The following is a 17,799-nucleotide window of genomic DNA, read 5'->3' as shown; positions in this document are numbered from 1 at the left end:
CACCCGCCCGGCCCCCGCGTCCGGTTCCGCCCCGGCCCACGGGCCCGCGCCTGCCGCCGCTCCGGTGCCCGCGCCCGGTCCCGCCCCCGCGGATGCCGCCAACCCGGCCACGGCCACTGCTCCGGAGCGGGCAACCGGCGCCCGTCCGGCCCCCGCTCCGGCGCCCGCGCCCGCCGCAACTCCCGCGTCCGGTGCCCGCCCGGTGGCCGTTCCAGCCCCGGCTGTGGCGGCCGGGGGCGTTCCGGGCGCCGCTTCCGGTACCGGCCCGGCTGACGGGCCCCGCCCGGCGCGGTCCACCGCTCCGGCGTCGGCGGCCGACGCCCGGCCGGCGCCCGGCCCGTCGGGCGTCGAGGGCACCGCCGGGCTGCGGCCCGTGCCGGTGGCGGGCCCCGCAGGGGAGGCGGCCGCCGAGACCACCGCCCGGCTGCGGCCCGTGCGCGAGTCCGTGGCCGCGCCGTCGCCCTCCGCGCCGTCGTCCTCCGCCCCGTCCTCCGTCCCGCCGGCGCCCGTCACGCCGCCCACGCGGCGGCGGCCCGTCGGTGCCGTCGACCTCACCGCCCGCCCCGGGGCCCCCGTCCCGCGCGCCGCTCAGCCCTACTGGATGCCGCCCGAGACGCCCGTCGAGACCACCACCCGCCTGCGGCCCGTCCGCAGCCGGCACCCCGCCCGCGCGGCGGCGGCCGTCGCCTGCCTCGTCCTGGGGCTCGGGCTCACCGGCGGAGCCGCCGCCGGGGCGTGGCTCGTGGGCGACTCGGCCGCCCACGCCTCCGCGGCGGACCGCTTCACCGAGGCCCGCACCATCTGGCACAGCGTCCCCGTCGACACGCTCTTCCCCCGCACCCTCGACGGCGAGGGCGCCGGACCCGGCCGCGCCGACCGGACCTGGACGCGCGTCGCCGTCGCACCCGACGGGCCGTGTACCGGGGCCCTCGACCCCCTCCTGGTCAGGGCCCTGCAGCCGGTGGGCTGCGAGCGCGTGCTGCGCGCCACGTACACCGACGCCACCTCCACCAGCGTCACCACCGTCGGCATGGTCTTCACCGACGCCGACCGCCCCGGCATGGCCGCGTTGCGCACCCGCTTCACCGACCAGAGCCTCGACGAGCGCACCGACCTCCTGCCCCGCACCCTCGCCGCCCCCGGCACCGTCGCCGCCGGGTTCGGCGACCCGCAGCGGGCGAGCTGGCGGGTGAGCGTCCTCACCGACGTGCCCGTCATCGTCTACGCGGTGTCCGGCTTCGCCGACGGCCGTACCGTCGACGATCCGCAGCCCGCCGCCGAGGCGATGGCCGAGGGCCAGACGAGCACGCCCGCCCAGGCCGGGCTCGGCCACGACGCCGACGGCATCGCCGACCGGATCGAGCGCGGTCTTCGCACCACGGCCCGCAAGGCCACGCAGGAGCCCCAGTGACCCGCAACCGCCGTACCGCCCTCGCCGCCGCCCTGGCCGCCACCGCCTTCGCCGTGCTGCCCGCCACGCCCGCCCACGCGGACGCCATCCGCGCCCAGCAGTGGGGCCTCGAGGCGATGCGCACCGCCGACGCCTGGCGTACCACCAAGGGCGAGGGCATCACCGTCGCCGTCCTCGACACCGGCGTCGACGCCACCCACCCCGACCTCGCGGGCAACGTCCTGCCCGGCAAGGACCTCATCGGCTTCGGCGCCAAGCGCGGCGACCGCGCCTGGGCCCGCCACGGCACCGCCATGGCCGGCATCATCGCGGGCCACGGACACGGCGACGGCCGCGAGGACGGCGTCCTCGGCATCGCGCCCGAGGCGAAGATCCTCCCCGTCCGCGTCATCCTCGAAGGCGGCGACCCGGCCCGCACCAAGGCCCGCAACACCCGTGGCACCGCCCTCGCCCAGGGCATCCGCTGGGCCGTCGACCACGGCGCCGACGTCATCAACCTCTCCCTCGGCGACGACAGCGAGTCCGCCCACCCCGACGCGGGCGAGGACGCGGCCGTCCAGTACGCCCTGGCCAAGGGCGCCGTCGTCGTCGCGTCGGCCGGCAACGGCGGCGACAAGGGCGACCACATCTCGTACCCCGCCGCCTACCCGGGCGTCATCGCGGTCACCGCCGTCGACCGGTACGGCACCCACGCCGCGTTCTCCACCAGCCGCTGGTACGCCACCGTCAGCGCGCCCGGCGTCGACATCGTCATCGCCGACCCGGACCGCAAGTACTACGAGGGCTGGGGCACCAGCGCCGCGTCGGCGTTCGTCTCGGGCGCCGTCGCCCTGGTCAGGGCCGCCCACCCCGGCCTGAGCCCCGCCCAGGTGAAGGCGCTCCTCGCCGACACCGCCCGCGACCGCCCCGAGGGCGGCGGCCACGACATCGACAAGGGGTACGGGACGGTCGACCCGGCCGCCGCGATCGAGGCCGGCGGGAAACTGCGCCCGGCCGACCTCAAGGCCGCCACCGCCGGCTACGGCAAGCGGTACTTCGGGACGGGGCCGGTGGCCGCGCCCGAGGAGGAACAGGGCACCGGGCTGCTCGCGCCCGTCACCGGCGCCCTCGGCGTGCTCCTGCTGGCCGCCGCGGTCGTCCTGTGGCGCGGGGGCCGCGCCACCGGGCGCTGACCCGCGCCGTTAGGCTCGTCGCGTGGCGCTCAAGAACATCCCCGACCCCGGCTTCTCCGACGACGACGGCACCGCCGACCCCGAGCTGGCCGCGGCCCTCGCGGCCTGGGCCCAGGACCGGGCCGCCGAGCCGCGCGTCCTCGCCGCCCTCAGGGGCGCCCGGCTGCTCGTCCCCGTCGTCGCCGTCCTCGGCGAGGTCGAGGAGGACGAGGAGACCGGACTGCGCCGCGAGAAGACCAGCGACATGGCCGTGCCGACCCTCACCGCGGGCGACCGCCGCGCACTGCCGGCGTTCACGTCCCTGGAGTCGCTGGCCCTCTGGGACCCGGCCGCCCGCCCCGTCGCCGTACCCCTGCACCAGGCGCTCCAGGCGGCCGCCCACGAGAAGGCCGACACGCTCGTCCTGGACCTCGCGGGCCCCGTGCCGTACCAGCTGACCGGCCCCGCGCTGCTCGCCGTCGCCGAGGGCCGCACCTCCACCGACCCGCTCGCCGACCCCGCCGTCAGGGAGGCGGTACGCACGGCGGTCGCCGCCGAGCCCGCCGTCCTCCGCGCCCACCTCCGCCCCGGCAGCGCGGACGGCACCCTCGCCCTGGTCCTCGCCCCCGACGCGCCCCCCGCCGAGGCGGCCCGGCGCGTCGCCCGCGCCCTGGCGGCCGACGAAACGCTGAGGGCCCGCCTGGTGCGCGGCCTCGACCTGGCACTCCTGCCGGCCACGGCCACGCCCCCGGGCGAGCCCTTCTACGTACGCGACTGACTCAGCCGTACACCGCTCCCGTGCCCGTAGCCCCGGCTGCGGCCCGCGCGGCCCGTCAGCCGTACACGGCTCCCGTGACTGCGGTCACCCGGGGAGCGACCCCCCGTACCCCCACGTACGACGCCCCGGGTGCGGCCCGGCCGCGGCTGCGGCCCGCGCGGCCCGTCAGCCGTACACGGCTCCCGTGTACTTCTCGCCCGGCCCCTGGCCCGGCTCGTCAGGGACGATCGACGCCTCGCGGAACGCGAGCTGGAGCGACTTCAGGCCGTCCCGCAGGGGGGCGGCGTGGAACGAGGAGACCTCCGTCGCGCCCGCGTCCAGCAGGCCCGCCAGCGCGTGGATCAGCTTGCGCGCCTCGTCGAGGTCCTTGTACTGGTCGCCCTCCTCGGTGAGCCCCAGCTTGACCGCGGCGGCGCTCATCAGGTTGACGGCGACCGTCACGATCACCTCGACCGCGGGGACCTCCGCGATGTCGCGGGTCATGGTCTCGTAGTCGGTGGTCTCGGCGGCGGAGGCGTTGCTCGGCGTGGCGTCACTCATGCCCCACACGATAGGCGCCCCGCGCCCCGTTAGCCCCACCCCCCAGGAGCTGGTAACCTGGTGTGACGACCGGCTGGACACGACTCGTGATCCGGCCCACAAGTGGAGGCTCCGATCTCCCACCTGGCCGTCCCTCGGGACGGCGGGTCACCGGTCAGGTGGCGCCCATCGTTCCGTACGGACGATGGAGCCGCCCGATGTGCGCCCCGCGGTACGCCGTGGCGGTGCTCCGGTAGCACGAGGAGCCCCGCCTGTGTCCCGTCCGGGGCATTTTTCATGCACCGGCGCGGTTGGTCTTACTAAACAGACGTTACGCGTCCGTCCGCCAGGCGGTCGCGTGGTGCTACCGAGGAGGATCCATCAGCGCCGAGCCCCGCATCAACGACCGGATTCGCGTTCCCGAGGTGCGACTTGTCGGTCCCAGCGGCGAGCAGGTCGGGATTGTTCCGCTTGCCAAGGCCCTGGAGCTTGCGCAGGAGTACGACCTCGATCTCGTCGAGGTCGCGGCGAACGCCCGTCCGCCGGTCTGCAAGCTCATGGACTACGGGAAGTTCAAGTACGAGTCGGCCATGAAGGCCCGTGAGGCGCGCAAGAACCAGGCGCACACGGTCATCAAGGAGATGAAGCTCCGGCCGAAGATCGACCCGCACGACTACGACACCAAAAAGGGTCACGTCGTCCGGTTCCTCAAGCAGGGCGACAAGGTCAAGATCACGATCATGTTCCGTGGTCGCGAGCAGTCCCGGCCGGAACTCGGCTACCGGCTGCTGCAGCGGCTGGCGGAGGACGTCCAGGACCTCGGGTTCATCGAGTCGAACCCGAAGCAGGACGGCCGAAACATGATCATGGTTCTCGGACCGCACAAGAAGAAGACCGAGGCAATGGCCGAGGCCCGTGAGGCGCAGGCCGCCCGCAAGGCGGAACGCCAGGGCCAGCCCGCCCACGCGGACGAGCCCGCCGACGAGGCTGCCGAGGCCTGATTCCCGGGCACCCGCCCAGGATTCAACCGACACATCTGACGCTCCCGTGTGCCGGTCTCCGGACCGGCTGGGAGCGCCACTGACGAGGAGAGAACGGCGCTATGCCGAAGAACAAGACGCACTCCGGTGCCAAGAAGCGCTTCAAGGTCACCGGCTCCGGCAAGATCCTGCGCGAGCGCGCCGGCAAGCGCCACCTGCTCGAGCACAAGTCGTCCAAGCTGACGCGTCGCCTCACCGGCAACGCCGAGATGGCCCCGGGTGACAGCGCCAAGATCAAGAAGATGCTGGGCATCTGACTGACATCCCGCCCTCGGTGACGAGGGCAGCCCGACACCGGGACCCATATCGTTTCCGGGCCGTGTGAGTCCACCCACGGCCCCGCTACAAGGAGTTAACAAGTGGCACGCGTCAAGCGGGCAGTCAACGCCCACAAGAAGCGCCGGGCGATCCTCGAGCAGGCCAGCGGCTACCGCGGCCAGCGTTCGCGCCTGTACCGCAAGGCCAAGGAGCAGGTCACCCACTCGCTGGTCTACAACTACAACGACCGCAAGAAGCGCAAGGGCGACTTCCGTCAGCTGTGGATCCAGCGCATCAACGCCGCTGCCCGCGCCAACGGCATGACGTACAACCGCCTCATCCAGGGTCTGAAGGCCGCCAACATCGAGGTGGACCGCAAGATCCTGGCCGAGCTCGCGGTCAACGACGCGGGCGCGTTCGCCGCGCTCGTCGAGGTCGCCCAGAAGGCGCTCCCGAGCGACGTCAACGCCCCGAAGGCCGCCGCCTGATCTCCAGGACGCAGTTCTTCCCTCCGGACCCGCAGGCCCCGAGCCTGCGGGTCCGGTCTGTTCGACCCCGCGCCCGGGAATCCCGTGCGTACGAGAAGAGAGCCGCCGACCACCATGGGCACCCCTGAGCTGATCTCCTTCCGCTCCCCGCGCGTCATCGCGGCCCGGCGGCTCGCCAAGCGGAACTTCCGGGGCAAGGAGCGCCTGTTCATCGCCGAGGGCCCCCAGGCCGTGCGCGAGGCCGTGGCGCACCACAGCGGCGGGGAGCCCACCCTGGTGGAGCTGTTCACCACGGTCGAGGCCGCCGAGCGGTACGCCGACATCGTCGAGGCCGCCCGCGCCACCGGCGCCCGCGTCCACCACGCCTCCGACGCCGTGCTCGCCGAGGTCTCGCAGACCGTCACCCCGCAGGGGCTGCTCGGGGTGTGCCGGTTCCTGGACTCGCCGTTCGAGGACATCCTCAAGGCCCGCCCCAAGCTCGTCGCCGTCCTCGCCCACGTACGCGACCCCGGCAACGCCGGCACCGTGCTGCGGTGCGCCGACGCCGCCGGCGCCGACGCGGTCGTCCTCACGGACGCCTCCGTGGACCTCTACAACCCCAAGGCCGTGCGCGCCTCGGTCGGCTCCGTCTTCCACCTCCCGGTCGCCGTCGGCGTCCCCGTCGAGCAGGCCGTCGCCGGGCTCAAGGGCGCCGGGCTGCGGGTCCTGGCCGCCGACGGGGCGGGCGAGGACGACCTGGACGCCGAGCTCGACGCGGGCACCATGGGCGGGCCCACCGCCTGGATCTTCGGCAACGAGGCGTGGGGCCTGCCCGAGGAGACCCGCGCCCTCGCGGACGCCGTCGTACGCGTGCCGATCCACGGCAAGGCCGAGAGCCTGAACCTGGCGACCGCCGCGGCCGTATGTCTCTACGGCTCCGCGCGTGCGCAGCGTGCTGCCGGAGGGTGCCGCTCCGTCACCTCCAGCTAGTAGGGTGACGGGCTCGGGGGCCCACTGCGTCACACGGAGGGGTGGGAGACGGGGATGACGGTCGGCACCAGCAGGCCCGCGGCACGGGAGGGCGCCTTAGTGGGCGTGGGCGCTTCAGCGGGTCCCGGCGTGCCCGGGATCGACCCCGACGACCTTCCCGACGGGCTCGTCGTCGCCGACGAGAACGGCCGGGTGGTGTGCTTCAACGCCACGGCCGTACGCCTCACCGCCGTACCGGCCGCGGAGGCGCTCGGGCGGCCGCTGGAGCAGGCGCTGCCGCTGGAGGACCTCAAGGGGCGGCGCTGGTGGGCGCTGACCGACCCGTACGGCGGCCTCGCCATCCGCGTCGGGCAGCCCGAGCGCAACCTGCTGCTGCCCGGCAACCGGGAGGTCCTCGTCGCCGCCCGCTACGTACGCGAGGAGCCCCTCGGCCCCGTACGGAAGGTCGTCGTCACCCTGCGCGGCACCGAGGCGAGGCGCCGTACCGAGCGCAGCCACGCCGAGCTGATCGCCACCGTCGCCCACGAGCTGCGCTCGCCGCTCACCTCCGTCAAGGGCTTCACGGCGACCCTGCTCGCCAAGTGGGAGCGGTTCACCGACGACCAGAAGCGGCTGATGCTGGAGACCGTCGACGCCGACGCCAACCGTGTCACCCGGCTGATCGCCGAGCTCCTCGACATCTCCCGAATAGACTCCGGCCGCCTCGAAGTGCGCCGCCAGCCGGTCGACATCGCCGCCGCCATCGGCCGCCACATCCAGGCACACACCACGCGCGGCCAGTCGCCGGACCGGTTCTTCGTCCGCGTACGCCGCCCGCTGCCCGATCTGTGGGCGGACCCCGACAAAATCGACCAGGTCCTCGGCAACCTGCTCGAAAATGCCGTGCGCCACGGCGAGGGAACCGTCACCATCGAGGTGGCCCCCACCGGCCCCACCGACGACGAGAAGGGAACGGCCGTCACCGTGAGCGACGAAGGCCCCGGCATCCCCGAGGAGTCGATGGGCCGTGTCTTCACCCGCTTCTGGCGGGGGAGCAAGCGCGGCGGGACCGGCCTCGGCCTCTACATCGTCAAGGGCATCGTCGAGGCGCACGGCGGCACGATCAGCGTCGGCCGCGGACCCGCCGGTGGCGCCCAGTTCCGATTTACGTTGCCCGTGGGCGCCCCCTCGTATCTCACCTGACCGAGGGTCCAGGACGTCCACGGGCTGATCCGCGGCTCATCCGCCTGCCCACACCCCGTTAGACTCGTCCTTTGGCACCTTTGCGTCCTCGGTCGTCGAGCGGGGGCCCCAGCCAGCCCATCGGAAGTACGGGAAGAGATGTCGGCACCGAACAAGTCGTACGACCCAGTCGAGGTCGAGGCACTGAAACCGGAAGAGATCGAGCGCATGCGGGACGAGGCGCTCGCCGCCTTCGCCGCCGCCGGTGACCTCGACGCGCTCCACGAGGCCAAGGTCGCGCAGACCGGCCCCACCTCGCCGCTCGCGCTCGCCAACCGGGAGATCGGCGCCCTGCCGCCGCACGCCAAGGCCGAGGCCGGCAAGCGTGTCGGCCAGGCGCGCGGTGCCGTGAACAAGGCCCTGGCCGCCCGCCAGGCCGAGCTGGAGGCCGAGCGCGACGCGCGCGTACTGGTCGAGGAGGCGGTGGACGTCACGCTGCCCTACGACCGCGTCCCCTCCGGCGCCCGCCACCCGCTGACCACCCTCATGGAGCGCGTCGCGGACGTCTTCGTCTCCATGGGGTACGAGGTCGCCGAGGGCCCCGAGGTCGAGGCGGAGTGGTTCAACTTCGACGCCCTGAACTTCGTACCGGACCACCCGGCGCGCCAGATGCAGGACACCTTCTTCGTCGAGGGCCCGGAGGGCACCTCCGGTGACGAGTCCGGCATCGTGCTGCGTACGCACACCTCCCCGGTGCAGGCCCGCACGCTCATCGACCGCGAGCCGCCCGTGTACGTCGTGTGCCCCGGCCGCGTCTACCGCACCGACGAGCTCGACGCCACGCACACCCCGGTCTTCCACCAGATCGAGCTGCTCGCCGTCGACGAGGGCCTGACCATGGCGGACCTCAAGGGCACCCTGGACCACATGGTCCAGGCGCTCTTCGGCTCGGACATGAAGACCCGGCTGCGCCCGAACTTCTTCCCGTTCACCGAGCCGTCCGCCGAGATGGACATGCTCTGCTACGTCTGCCGCGGCGAGTCCGTCGGCAACGCCGACCGGCCCTGCCGCACCTGCGGCAGCGAGGGCTGGATCGAGCTGGGCGGCTGCGGCATGGTCAACCCCAAGGTGCTCGTCGCCTGTGGTGTGGACCCCGAGAAGTACAGCGGATTCGCCTTCGGGTTCGGCATCGAGCGGATGCTGATGTTCCGCCACAACGTCGAAGACATGCGAGACATGGTCGAGGGTGACGTCCGGTTCACCCGGCCGTTCGGGATGGAGATCTGATGCGGGTCCCGCTTTCGTGGCTGCGGGAGTACGTCGACCTGCCGGCGACGGAGACCGGCCGTGACGTACAGGCCAAGCTGGTGTCGGCCGGGCTGGAGGTCGAGACCGTCGAGCAGCTCGGCGCCGGCCTGACGGGCCCGCTGGTGGTGGGCAGGGTTCTCACCATCGAGGAGCTCACCGAGTTCAAGAAGCCGATCCGCTTCTGCACCGTCGACGTCGGCCAGGCCAACGGCACCGGTGAGCCGCAGGAGATCATCTGCGGCGCCCGGAACTTCGCCGAGGGCGACAAGGTCGTCGTGGCCCTGCCCGGCGCCGTCCTCCCCGGCGACTTCCGGATCGCCGAGCGCAAGACGTACGGCAAGGTCTCGCGCGGCATGATCTGCTCCGGCGACGAGCTGGGCATGGGTGACGACGGCACGCACGGCATCATCGTGCTGCCGCCGGAGTACGAGGTCGGCATCGACGCCACCGAGCTGCTGGAGCTGTACGACGAGGTCCTCGACATCGCCGTCACGCCCGACCGCGGCTACTGCCTGTCGATGCGCGGCATCGCCCGCGAGGTCGCCATCGCGTACGGCCTGCCGCTGCGCGACCCGGCGCTCCTCGACGTGCCCGCGCCCAACTCGTACGGCTACCCGGTCAAGGTCTCCGACCCGATCGGCTGCGACCGCTTCACCGCGCGCACCGTCGTCGGCCTCGACCCCGAGGCCCACTCGCCGATCTGGCTGAAGCGCCGCCTCCAGAAGGCCGGCATGCGCCCGATCTCGCTCGCCGTCGACATCACCAACTACGTGATGCTGGAGCTCGGCCAGCCGCTGCACGCCTACGACCGCTCCCGGCTCGACGGCCCCATCGGGGTCCGCCGCGCCGAGGCGGGCGAGAAGATCACCACCCTCGACGGCACGGTCCGCGTCCTCGACGCCGCCGACCTGCTCATCACCGACAACCGCGGCCCCATCGGCATCGCGGGCGTCATGGGCGGCGCCAACACCGAGATCGCCGACTCCGAGACCGACCCGGAGACGGGCGAGGTGCGGGGCACCACCGAGGTGGTCATCGAGGCCGCGCACTTCGACGCGATCTCCATCGCCCGCACCGCGCGCCGCCACAAGCTGTCCTCCGAGGCGTCCAAGCGCTTCGAGCGCGGCGTCGACCCGCAGGCCGCCGCCGCTGCCGCGCAGCGCACCGTCGACCTGCTGGTCCTCCTCGCGGGCGGCAGCGCCGAGGCCGGCGTCACCGAGATCCTCGCGCCGTCCGCGCCGCGCACGATCACGATGCCCGCCGACCACCCGGACCGTGTCGCGGGTGTCACGTACGGCCGCGAGACCGTCGTCCGCCGCCTCCAGGAGGTCGGCTGCGACGTGTACGGGCAGGACGAGCTGATCGTCACCGTCCCGTCCTGGCGCCCCGACCTCAACGAGCCCAACGACCTCGCCGAAGAGGTCATCCGGCTGGAGGGGTACGAGAACCTCCCCTCCACGCTCCCCAAGCCCCCGGCCGGCCGCGGGCTCACCGAGCGTCAGCGCACCCACCGCCGCGTGGGCCGCGCCCTGGCCGGCGCCGGGTACGTCGAGGCGCTGAACTACCCGTTCATCAGCGAGCAGGTCTTCGACCAGCTCGACATCCCGGCGGACGACACCTGCCGCCAGGTCGTCAAGCTGGTCAACCCGCTCTCCGACGAGGAGCCCGCGCTCCGTACGGCGCTGCTGCCGGGCCTGCTCGGCGCGCTGCGCCGCAACGACGGCCGGGGCAGCCACGACCTGGCGCTCTTCGAGACCGGTCTGGTCTTCCGGGCCGCCGGGGAGCCGGGCGTCGCGGTGCGGCTGCCCGTCGACCGGCGCCCGACCGACGAGGAGATCGCCGGCGTCAACGCCGTCCTGCCCGAGCAGCCGCGGCACGCCGCCGTGGTCCTCGCCGGGGCGCGCGAGCAGGCCGGCTGGTGGGGCAAGGGCCGCCCGTCCGACTGGGCCGACGCCATCGAGGCCGCCCGGACCGTCGCCCGTGAGGCCGGTGCCGAGCTGATCGTGCGCCAGGGTCAGTACGGGCCGTGGCACCCGGGCCGCTGCGCCGAGCTGGCCGTCGTGGTGGACGGCGAGGAGCAGGTCGTCGGGTACGCCGGTGAGCTGCACCCGCGTGTCGTCAAGGCGCTGCACCTGCCCGCCCGTACGTGCGCGATGGAGCTGAACCTCGACACCGTCGAGCGCGCCTCGGCCGGTGCCGTGCGCGCGCCGCGGATCTCGGCCTTCCCGGTCGCCACGCAGGACGTCGCCCTGGTCGTGGACCGTCAGGTGCCGTCCGCCGAGGTGGGGAAGGCCCTGCGCGAGGGTGCGGGCGACCTGCTGGAGTCCATCCGGCTGTTCGACGTCTTCGAGGGCGAGCAGATCGGCGAGGGCAAGAAGTCGCTCGCGTACGCGCTGCGCTTCCGTGCCGCCGACCGCACGCTGACCGTCGAGGAGGCCTCGGCCGCGCGTGACGCCGCGGTGGCGCTCGCCGCCGAGCGGACGGGCGCGGTGCTGCGCGGCGCCTGATCCCGCTTGACGTCCGAGGGCCATGGCCGGAACACCGGCCATGGCCCTCACTCGTTCGGGTGGGAAGCCTGGTGGACTTTCCCCCTTGCCGTGGACGATCGACAGAATCGTCCCGACCGCGAGGAGGGGCCTGGAGAAGGGCGGTCCGCATGCTGCGTACGCGAGCCTGGGTTCGTCGCCTTGCCCCGCTCGCCCTGCCCGCCCTCTGGGGCGGCGTCGCCGCCCTGTGGAAGCTCACCTGTCCCCTCGCCCACCAGGAGGGGACGGCCACACGGATCGCCACCAGCGCCGTCTTCTTCACCGTCGGCACCGGCCTGGTCCTGGGCATCCGCCGTGGCCTGGCCAGGGAGCTGAAGCAGGTGCGCGCCGTCGCCCAGGCCGCCCAGCAGGTGCTGTTGCGCCCCCTGCCGCCCCGCCTCGACGGCCTGTCCGTCGCCGCCGCCCAGCTGTCCGTCGCCCGGGGCGCGGCCGTGGGCGGCGACCTGTACGAGGCGGTCGCCACCCCGCACGGCGTACGGATCGTCATCGGGGACGTACGCGGTCATGGGCTGGCCGCGCTCGGGGCGGTCGCCGCCGTGCTGGGCAGCTTCCGGGAGGCCGCGCACGACGAGCCCGAACTCGGCGGCGTGCTGCGGCGGCTGGACCGGGCGCTGGGGCGGCACCTGCGGGAGCGGGCGCGGGAGGAGCACCCGGCGGTCGGCGGGTGGGATCCGGACAGTCCGGTGGCGGAGGAGTTCGTCACCGTACTGCTGCTGGAGATCCGCCGGGACGGTGCCGTGCTGGCCCTCAACTGCGGGCACCCGTGGCCCTATCAGCTCGGCAGCCGGACCGAGCAGGTCGTGGCCGGGGAGACGTTGCCGCCGCTCGGCGCCTTCCCGCTGCCGGACGAGCTGCCCGTGCACCGGTGCGTGACGCTGCCGCCCGGTGAGGCGCTGTTCCTGCACACGGACGGCGCCGAGGACGCGCGGGACGCCTCGGGGCGGTTCTTCCGGCTGCGGGACGTACTCGACCAGGCCCTGCGCGAGGCGCCGGTGCCCCCGGCGGCCCTGATCCACCGGGTGCACGCGGCGCTGCTGCGCCACACCGGCGGGCGGCTCACCGACGATGTGGCCCTGATGGTCGTGCGCAACGACCGTCGCGACGACCGTCGTCACGACTGTCGTCACGACCGTTCCCGGGTACCGGCGCAGTCCGCGGACCCAGGGCCGCGCCGCACCCGGCCTGCACCCTCCAATCGATAGCGACCGGCAGGGACGGTGCGGCCGCGCCGCCCGCCCTGCCGCGGAGTGTCGGGCAGATCCGGCAGGACGGACGGCGCTCCATCGGGCCGTCGCACTGTACGAGGGGGAGCCGACGGCCCGGCCGCCTCTGTGAGAGACCGCCCAGTCAACCGGCGCCGGGGGCATGGCGGCAGAGCGCGCGGGGCACGGATACGGGCATTCCGTTCACACCCCGTGCGAACCCGGCTCCACTACTCTGGGCACACCGAGTCACCGGAGGGGCACCCATGCAGCCCAACACCCTGCTCGACGCCCTGCTCGACGAGGCGGGGATATCGCACGCGGGCCTGGCCGCCCACGTCAACCAGGCCGGCCGCGCCAGAGGCCTGGCACTGCGGTACGAACACACGGCCGTGGCGCGCTGGTTGAAGGGCCAGCGGCCGCGCGGCCAGGTGCCGGACCTGATCTGCGAGGTGCTCGGCGCCCGGCTGCACCGGCCGGTCACCCTCGACGACATCGGGCTCGGCGTCCCCGGCGAGGCGGCCGTCACGCACGGCTCACCGCTGTCCGGCTTCGTGGAGCGGGCCACCGCCCTGTGGCGCTCCGACGAACAGCAACGGCCGCACATACTGGGCGCTCCGGCGGTCACCGGCACGCCCGCCGTCATGCCGGTGTGGGAGTGGGAGAACCCCCCGGAGGACGCGGACGTCTCACGCGACGGCCACACGCGCGTCAGCATGTCCGACATCACCATGCTGCGCGCGGCCCGCGCCCACTACGAGCTGATGTACCGCCGGGCGGGCGGGATCGCCACCCGCGCCCGGATCGTCGGCTTCCTCAACGCGGAGACCGCCCCGCTGCTGCGCGGCGGCTACAACGACGCCCTGGGCCGCCAGTTGCACCGGGCGACCGGCGGGCTGGTGGCGGTCGCCGGCATCTGCGCGTACGACTCGGACGCGCACGGTCTCGCGCAGCGCTACTTCCACCAGGCGCTGCGGCTGGCGAAGGCGAGCGGCGACCGGGGGCTCGGCGCCTATGTGATCGCCCTGCTCGTCAACCAGTCGCTGTTCATGGCGGAGTACCGGCAGGCGGTGGCGTTCGCGGAGGCGGCGCTGCGCACGGCGGGGCGGCAGATCACCCCGGCGCTCGCCGCCGACCTGCACGCGATGCAGGCGAAGGCGTACGCCCATCTCGGCGACGGCGCCGGGGCGCTGCGGTGCATCCGGCGCGCGGAGTCGGAGGCGGAGCGGATCCGGCCGGGCCATGAACCGGACGAGACCGGGTACGTGCAGCCGGGGCTGGTCAACGTCCAGGTGGCCGAAGCACTGCTGAGCCTGGGGGACCTGGACGGCGCGCGGGAGCATGCCGCGGCCGCCGTGCGCACCCCGGCGCACGACCGGGGGCGGGTGCACCGGCTCGCCATGCTGAGCCAGATAGAGCTGCGGCAGGGCGAGGCGGACCGGGCCGCGCGGACGGCGGCCGAGATGGCGGAACGGGCGAGGGGGATGGAGTCGCAGCGGCTGCGGGACCGGTTGCGTGAGGTGCGGGAGCACCTGGTGGCGAGCGGGTGCAGCGAGGCGGAGGAGGCGGCCGATCTCATCGACGGGGCCCTGCGCGTGCCGCTGTGACCGTCCCGTGCTTCCGGTGCGACGTTCCGCCCGCTCCGTAGGCCTGCTGCGATATTGCCATCTACTTGTCGGAAGGTGGCAGAAAAGTGCAGTGGACGAACCTGAGCGAACAAACCATCTATGAAAACCGCTGGTTCAAGGTCAACCTGGCGGATGTCGCACTCCCCGACGGACGGCACCTGGACCACTTCCTCATCCGGCTGCGCCCGGTGGCCGTCGCGACCGCCGTCAACGAGGCCAACGAGGTGCTGATGCTGTGGCGGCACCGGTTCATCACCGACAGCTGGGGCTGGGAGCTCGCCGCGGGGGTGGTCGAGGACGGCGAGGACATCGCGACGGCGGCCGCCCGGGAGATGGAGGAGGAGACCGGGTGGCGCCCGGGGCCGTTGCAGCACCTCCTGACCGTCGAGCCGTCCAACGGTCTGACCGACGCCCGCCACCATCTGTACTGGGCGGAGGACGCGACCTACATCGGCCACCCCGAGGACGACTTCGAGTCCTCCCGCCGCGAATGGATACCGCTGAAGCTCATCCCGGACATGATCGCCCGGGGCGAGGTCCCGGCCGCCAACATGGCGGCCGGGCTGCTGATGCTGCACCATCTCCGGCTGGGCTGACGCGGACCGGGCGGATCAGTTGCCCAGCGCCTGCCAGACCGCCACCGCGAGGGCGCCCACGGCCGTGAGCGCCGAGACGGCGGGCAGCGGCCACTTGGCCTGCTCCAGTGCCGTGACACGCGTGGCCAGATCGGTCAGATCACGGTCGATCTGGCCGTGGCGCTGGGCGAGCAGCGCGAGCTGCCCGTCGATCCGGGCGAGCCCGACGTCGAGACAGCGGCGCAGCTCTGCGAACTCCTCGACGGCCGTTAAGTGTTCGGGATCGGTGGTCACGGTTTTCCGCTCCTCCTCTTCGCTCTTCGTTGACTGATCGGGTCCGAGTCAACTCCCCGAGGCGAGGAGGAGGGAGCGTGTGCGCAGGGCATATGCGAACACGCTCCGCACACCCCGTGCGAAAGTTCGTCGCTGTGCGTCACACCCCGCGTTACGCGTACGGGTAGAAGCCCGAGCCCGTCTTACGGCCCAGGCGCCCCGCGTCCACCATGCGCTGGAGCAGCGGGGGAGCGGCGTACAGGGGCTCCTTGTACTCGGCGTACATCGAGTCCGCGACCGACGCGACCGTGTCCAGGCCGATCAGGTCGGCCAGCTTCAGCGGGCCCATGGGGTGGGCGCAGCCCATCTCCATGCCGTTGTCGATGTCCTCGCGGCTGGCGATGCCCGACTCGAACATCCGGATCGCGGAGAGGAGGTACGGGATCAGCAGCGCGTTCACCACGAAGCCGGAGCGGTCCTGGGCGCGGATCGCGTGCTTGCCGAGCACCTTCTCCACCACGGCCTGCGAGCGGCTGATCGTGCCCTCGGAGGTGGTCAGCGCCGGGATCAGCTCGACGAGCTGCTGCACCGGGGCCGGGTTGAAGAAGTGGATGCCGATGACCTGGTCGGGGCGGGACGTCGCCACGGCCAGCTTCACCAGCGGGATGGAGGAGGTGTTGGAGGCGAGGATCGCGTCCTGGCGGGTCACCACCTGGTCGAGGACCTGGAAGATCTCTGTCTTCACCTGCTCGTTCTCGACGACCGCCTCGATGACCAGGTCACGGTCGGCGAACTCGCCGAGGTCGGTGGTGAAGCTCAGCCGGGCCAGCGTCGCGTCGCGCTCCTCCTCGGTGATCTTGCCGCGCTGGGCGGCCTTGGAGAGCGAGTTGTACAGCCGGGTACGGCCGATTTCCAGGGCCTCGCCGGTGGTCTCGGCGACCTTGACCTCCAGGCCGCTGCGGGCGCACACCTCCGCGATGCCCGCGCCCATCTGGCCGCAGCCCACCACTCCGACGCGTTCGATGTCGGTCACATCGTGCCTTTCGCTGATCTTCCATGCGGCAGGACCCCCGTGTGATTCCGGCGCCCGCCTCGACCCCCCGACGTTACTCCGTTCGCGCGGGTGGAGGGCGGTCCGGGGCGGGCATGCTCTGCGGGACAGGGAGACAACGGGAGAAACCGCAGTTGAAGGGGCATATGAATGCGGCATATCGGCAGAAGGAGCCTGGCGGCGGCCGCGGCCGGGCTGGTGGCGTCGCTGTTGGCCACGACGGACGCGGGCGCCGCGGCCCCGGGGGTCCCGGCCGCCCGGCCTGACCAGGAGGGCCGCCACCACCGCGGGAAGAAGAAGCGGAAGGCTCCCATCAGGGAGTTCCGCGGCATGTGGCTGGCGACGGTCGCCAACCGCGACTGGCCTTCCAAGCCGGGCCTGCCGGCCGACCGGCAGCGCGCGGAACTGCTGGCCTTCCTCGACAAGGCGGTGGAGCGGCGGCTGAACGCGGTGATCTTCCAGGTGCGGCCCACCGCCGACGCGCTGTGGCCCTCGCCGTACGAGCCGTGGTCGCAGTACCTCACCGGCGTACAGGGCCGGGACCCGGGCTGGGATCCGCTGGGCACGGCGGTGGCCGAGGCGCACGCGCGCGGCCTGGAGCTGCACGCCTGGTTCAACCCGTACCGGGTGGCCAATCACACCGACCCGGCGCGGCTCGCGGACGGGCACCCGGCCCGGGTGCACCCGGAGTGGGTCCTTCCCTACGGCGGGAAGCTCTACTACAACCCGGGACTGCCGGACGTGCGGCGGTTCGTGCAGGACGCCATGCTCGACGCCGTACGCCGCTACGACATCGACGCCGTCCACTTCGACGACTACTTCTACCCCTACCCGGTCGCCGGCCAGGCCTTCGCCGACGACGACACCTACGCGGCCCATGGCGCGGGCTTCCCGGACAAGGCCGCCTGGCGGCGGGACAACATCGACCGGCTGGTACGGGAGATGTCCGAGGCGATCCGGGAGATCGACAAGGACGTCCGCTTCGGGATCAGCCCGTTCGGTGTGTGGCGCAACATCGCGACCGACCCGCTCGGCTCGGACACCCGGGCAGGGGTGCAGACGTACGACCATCTGCACGCGGACACCCGGAAGTGGGTGAAGGAGAGCTGGATCGACTACGTGGTGCCGCAGCTGTACTGGCACATCGGCTTCGCCGCCGCCGACTACGCCAAGCTGGTGCCCTGGTGGGACGAGGTCGCGCGCGGCACGGACGTCGACCTGTACGTGGGCGAGGCGCTGTACAAGTGCGGCGATCCCGCGCAGCCCGCCGCCTGGCAGGACCCGGCCGAGCTGTCACGCCACCTCACGCTGGCGGGTGAGTACCCACGGGTGCGCGGCCATGTCTTCTTCTCGGCCAAGGAGGTCGTGACGGACCGCATCGGGGCGATGGCCAGGGTCGTGGCCGACCACTACCCGACGCCGGTCCGCCCACCGGGCTAGC

At 73.2% G+C, this 17,799-nt stretch carries 17 protein-coding genes; 14 read left to right on the top strand and 3 right to left on the bottom strand.

Annotated elements, in window-relative coordinates:
• Positions 1 to 202 precede the first annotated feature (202 nt).
• From AMK26_RS29680 to AMK26_RS29670, 3 genes are read left to right on the top strand one after another with little or no spacing between them, the layout of a single operon-like run.
• Positions 203 to 1,411 carry a hypothetical protein gene (locus AMK26_RS29680; RefSeq protein WP_338015606.1) on the top strand — a complete coding sequence of 403 codons (1,209 nt, stop codon included), beginning with the start codon at positions 203 to 205 and terminating at the stop codon, positions 1,409 to 1,411.
• Complete coding sequence (mycP, locus tag AMK26_RS29675; RefSeq protein WP_073758261.1) at positions 1,408 to 2,583, top strand: type VII secretion-associated serine protease mycosin; 1,176 nt, start codon at positions 1,408 to 1,410, stop codon at positions 2,581 to 2,583. The genes AMK26_RS29680 and mycP overlap by 4 nt, the downstream gene beginning before the upstream one ends.
• Before the next feature lie 22 nt (positions 2,584 to 2,605).
• Positions 2,606 to 3,340, top strand: coding sequence for an SseB family protein (locus AMK26_RS29670; protein ID WP_073758259.1), 735 nt, complete (start codon positions 2,606 to 2,608; stop codon positions 3,338 to 3,340).
• A gap of 165 nt (positions 3,341 to 3,505) precedes the next feature.
• On the opposite strand, the gene AMK26_RS29665 is transcribed toward AMK26_RS29670, so the two are convergent.
• On the bottom strand, positions 3,506 to 3,880 hold the full coding sequence (locus AMK26_RS29665; protein ID WP_198944195.1) for a DUF1844 domain-containing protein: 375 nt from the start codon (positions 3,878 to 3,880) through the stop codon (positions 3,506 to 3,508).
• Between the two features lie 290 nt (positions 3,881 to 4,170).
• Between AMK26_RS29665 and infC the strand changes: the two genes are divergently transcribed.
• The 10 genes from infC (at position 4,171) to AMK26_RS29615 (ending at position 15,055) form a co-directional block, all read left to right on the top strand.
• Complete coding sequence (gene infC / locus AMK26_RS29660) at positions 4,171 to 4,860, top strand: translation initiation factor IF-3 (RefSeq protein ID WP_073758257.1); 690 nt, start codon at positions 4,171 to 4,173, stop codon at positions 4,858 to 4,860.
• A 101-nt stretch (positions 4,861 to 4,961) separates the two neighbouring features.
• Positions 4,962 to 5,156, top strand: a complete 195-nt coding sequence (gene rpmI, locus AMK26_RS29655; RefSeq protein ID WP_041128339.1) for a 50S ribosomal protein L35 — start codon at positions 4,962 to 4,964, stop codon at positions 5,154 to 5,156.
• Positions 5,157 to 5,258: 102 nt separating this feature from the next.
• Positions 5,259 to 5,645 carry a 50S ribosomal protein L20 gene (gene rplT / locus AMK26_RS29650; RefSeq protein WP_073758255.1) on the top strand — a complete coding sequence of 129 codons (387 nt, stop codon included), beginning with the start codon at positions 5,259 to 5,261 and terminating at the stop codon, positions 5,643 to 5,645.
• Between the two features lie 114 nt (positions 5,646 to 5,759).
• Positions 5,760 to 6,614 (top strand): TrmH family RNA methyltransferase, encoded by an 855-nt coding sequence (locus AMK26_RS29645; protein WP_073758253.1) that lies wholly within the window; start codon positions 5,760 to 5,762, stop codon positions 6,612 to 6,614.
• Positions 6,615 to 6,668: 54 nt separating this feature from the next.
• Positions 6,669 to 7,796, top strand: a complete 1,128-nt coding sequence (locus tag AMK26_RS29640) for a sensor histidine kinase (RefSeq protein WP_073758251.1) — start codon at positions 6,669 to 6,671, stop codon at positions 7,794 to 7,796.
• A gap of 138 nt (positions 7,797 to 7,934) precedes the next feature.
• The gene (gene pheS / locus AMK26_RS29635) at positions 7,935 to 9,062 is read left to right on the top strand and encodes a phenylalanine--tRNA ligase subunit alpha (RefSeq protein WP_073758249.1); all 1,128 of its coding nucleotides are present in this window, start codon (positions 7,935 to 7,937) and stop codon (positions 9,060 to 9,062) included.
• On the top strand, positions 9,062 to 11,590 hold the full coding sequence (pheT, locus tag AMK26_RS29630) for a phenylalanine--tRNA ligase subunit beta (RefSeq protein ID WP_073758247.1): 2,529 nt from the start codon (positions 9,062 to 9,064) through the stop codon (positions 11,588 to 11,590). The genes pheS and pheT overlap by 1 nt, the downstream gene beginning before the upstream one ends.
• Before the next feature lie 149 nt (positions 11,591 to 11,739).
• A complete protein-coding gene (locus AMK26_RS29625; RefSeq protein WP_073758245.1) occupies positions 11,740 to 12,831 on the top strand; it encodes a PP2C family protein-serine/threonine phosphatase in 1,092 nt (363 codons plus the stop codon).
• A gap of 266 nt (positions 12,832 to 13,097) precedes the next feature.
• Positions 13,098 to 14,438 (top strand): transcriptional regulator, encoded by a 1,341-nt coding sequence (locus tag AMK26_RS29620; RefSeq protein WP_073758243.1) that lies wholly within the window; start codon positions 13,098 to 13,100, stop codon positions 14,436 to 14,438.
• A gap of 86 nt (positions 14,439 to 14,524) precedes the next feature.
• Positions 14,525 to 15,055 carry an NUDIX hydrolase gene (locus AMK26_RS29615; RefSeq protein ID WP_073758241.1) on the top strand — a complete coding sequence of 177 codons (531 nt, stop codon included), beginning with the start codon at positions 14,525 to 14,527 and terminating at the stop codon, positions 15,053 to 15,055.
• A 15-nt stretch (positions 15,056 to 15,070) separates the two neighbouring features.
• Here the strand turns inward: AMK26_RS29615 and AMK26_RS29610 are convergent, their stop codons facing one another.
• Both AMK26_RS29610 and AMK26_RS29605 read right to left on the bottom strand, forming a co-directional pair.
• Positions 15,071 to 15,328 carry a hypothetical protein gene (locus tag AMK26_RS29610; RefSeq protein WP_073758239.1) on the bottom strand — a complete coding sequence of 86 codons (258 nt, stop codon included), beginning with the start codon at positions 15,326 to 15,328 and terminating at the stop codon, positions 15,071 to 15,073.
• Positions 15,329 to 15,479: 151 nt separating this feature from the next.
• Complete coding sequence (locus AMK26_RS29605; protein ID WP_073758237.1) at positions 15,480 to 16,340, bottom strand: 3-hydroxybutyryl-CoA dehydrogenase; 861 nt, start codon at positions 16,338 to 16,340, stop codon at positions 15,480 to 15,482.
• 168 nt (positions 16,341 to 16,508) lie between these two features.
• On the opposite strand from AMK26_RS29605, the gene AMK26_RS29600 reads away from it, so the two are divergent.
• Positions 16,509 to 17,798: a glycoside hydrolase family 10 protein gene (locus AMK26_RS29600; protein ID WP_073758235.1), complete on the top strand. Its 1,290-nt coding sequence runs from the start codon at positions 16,509 to 16,511 to the stop codon at positions 17,796 to 17,798.
• Position 17,799: the final 1 nt, after the last annotated feature.

This window comes from Streptomyces sp. CB03234 (assembly GCF_001905885.1).
Taxonomy (GTDB): domain Bacteria; phylum Actinomycetota; class Actinomycetes; order Streptomycetales; family Streptomycetaceae; genus Streptomyces.
Note: the sequence above shows the minus strand (reverse complement) of the source record. Positions and strands in the feature narration are given on the sequence as shown.

Excerpts from the sequence above, each read along its gene's own strand:
- pheS (WP_073758249.1), top strand. The coding sequence starts at position 7,935 with ATGTCGGCACCGAACAAGTCGTACGACCCAGTCGAGGTCGAGGCACTG.
- AMK26_RS29665 (WP_198944195.1), bottom strand. The coding sequence starts at position 3,880 with ATGAGTGACGCCACGCCGAGCAACGCCTCCGCCGCCGAGACCACCGAC.
- pheT (WP_073758247.1), top strand. The coding sequence starts at position 9,062 with ATGCGGGTCCCGCTTTCGTGGCTGCGGGAGTACGTCGACCTGCCGGCG.
- AMK26_RS29640 (WP_073758251.1), top strand. The coding sequence starts at position 6,669 with ATGACGGTCGGCACCAGCAGGCCCGCGGCACGGGAGGGCGCCTTAGTG.
- AMK26_RS29620 (WP_073758243.1), top strand. The coding sequence starts at position 13,098 with ATGCAGCCCAACACCCTGCTCGACGCCCTGCTCGACGAGGCGGGGATA.
- AMK26_RS29645 (WP_073758253.1), top strand. The coding sequence starts at position 5,760 with ATGGGCACCCCTGAGCTGATCTCCTTCCGCTCCCCGCGCGTCATCGCG.
- AMK26_RS29625 (WP_073758245.1), top strand. The coding sequence starts at position 11,740 with ATGCTGCGTACGCGAGCCTGGGTTCGTCGCCTTGCCCCGCTCGCCCTG.
- rpmI (WP_041128339.1), top strand. The coding sequence starts at position 4,962 with ATGCCGAAGAACAAGACGCACTCCGGTGCCAAGAAGCGCTTCAAGGTC.
- AMK26_RS29600 (WP_073758235.1), top strand. The coding sequence starts at position 16,509 with ATGCGGCATATCGGCAGAAGGAGCCTGGCGGCGGCCGCGGCCGGGCTG.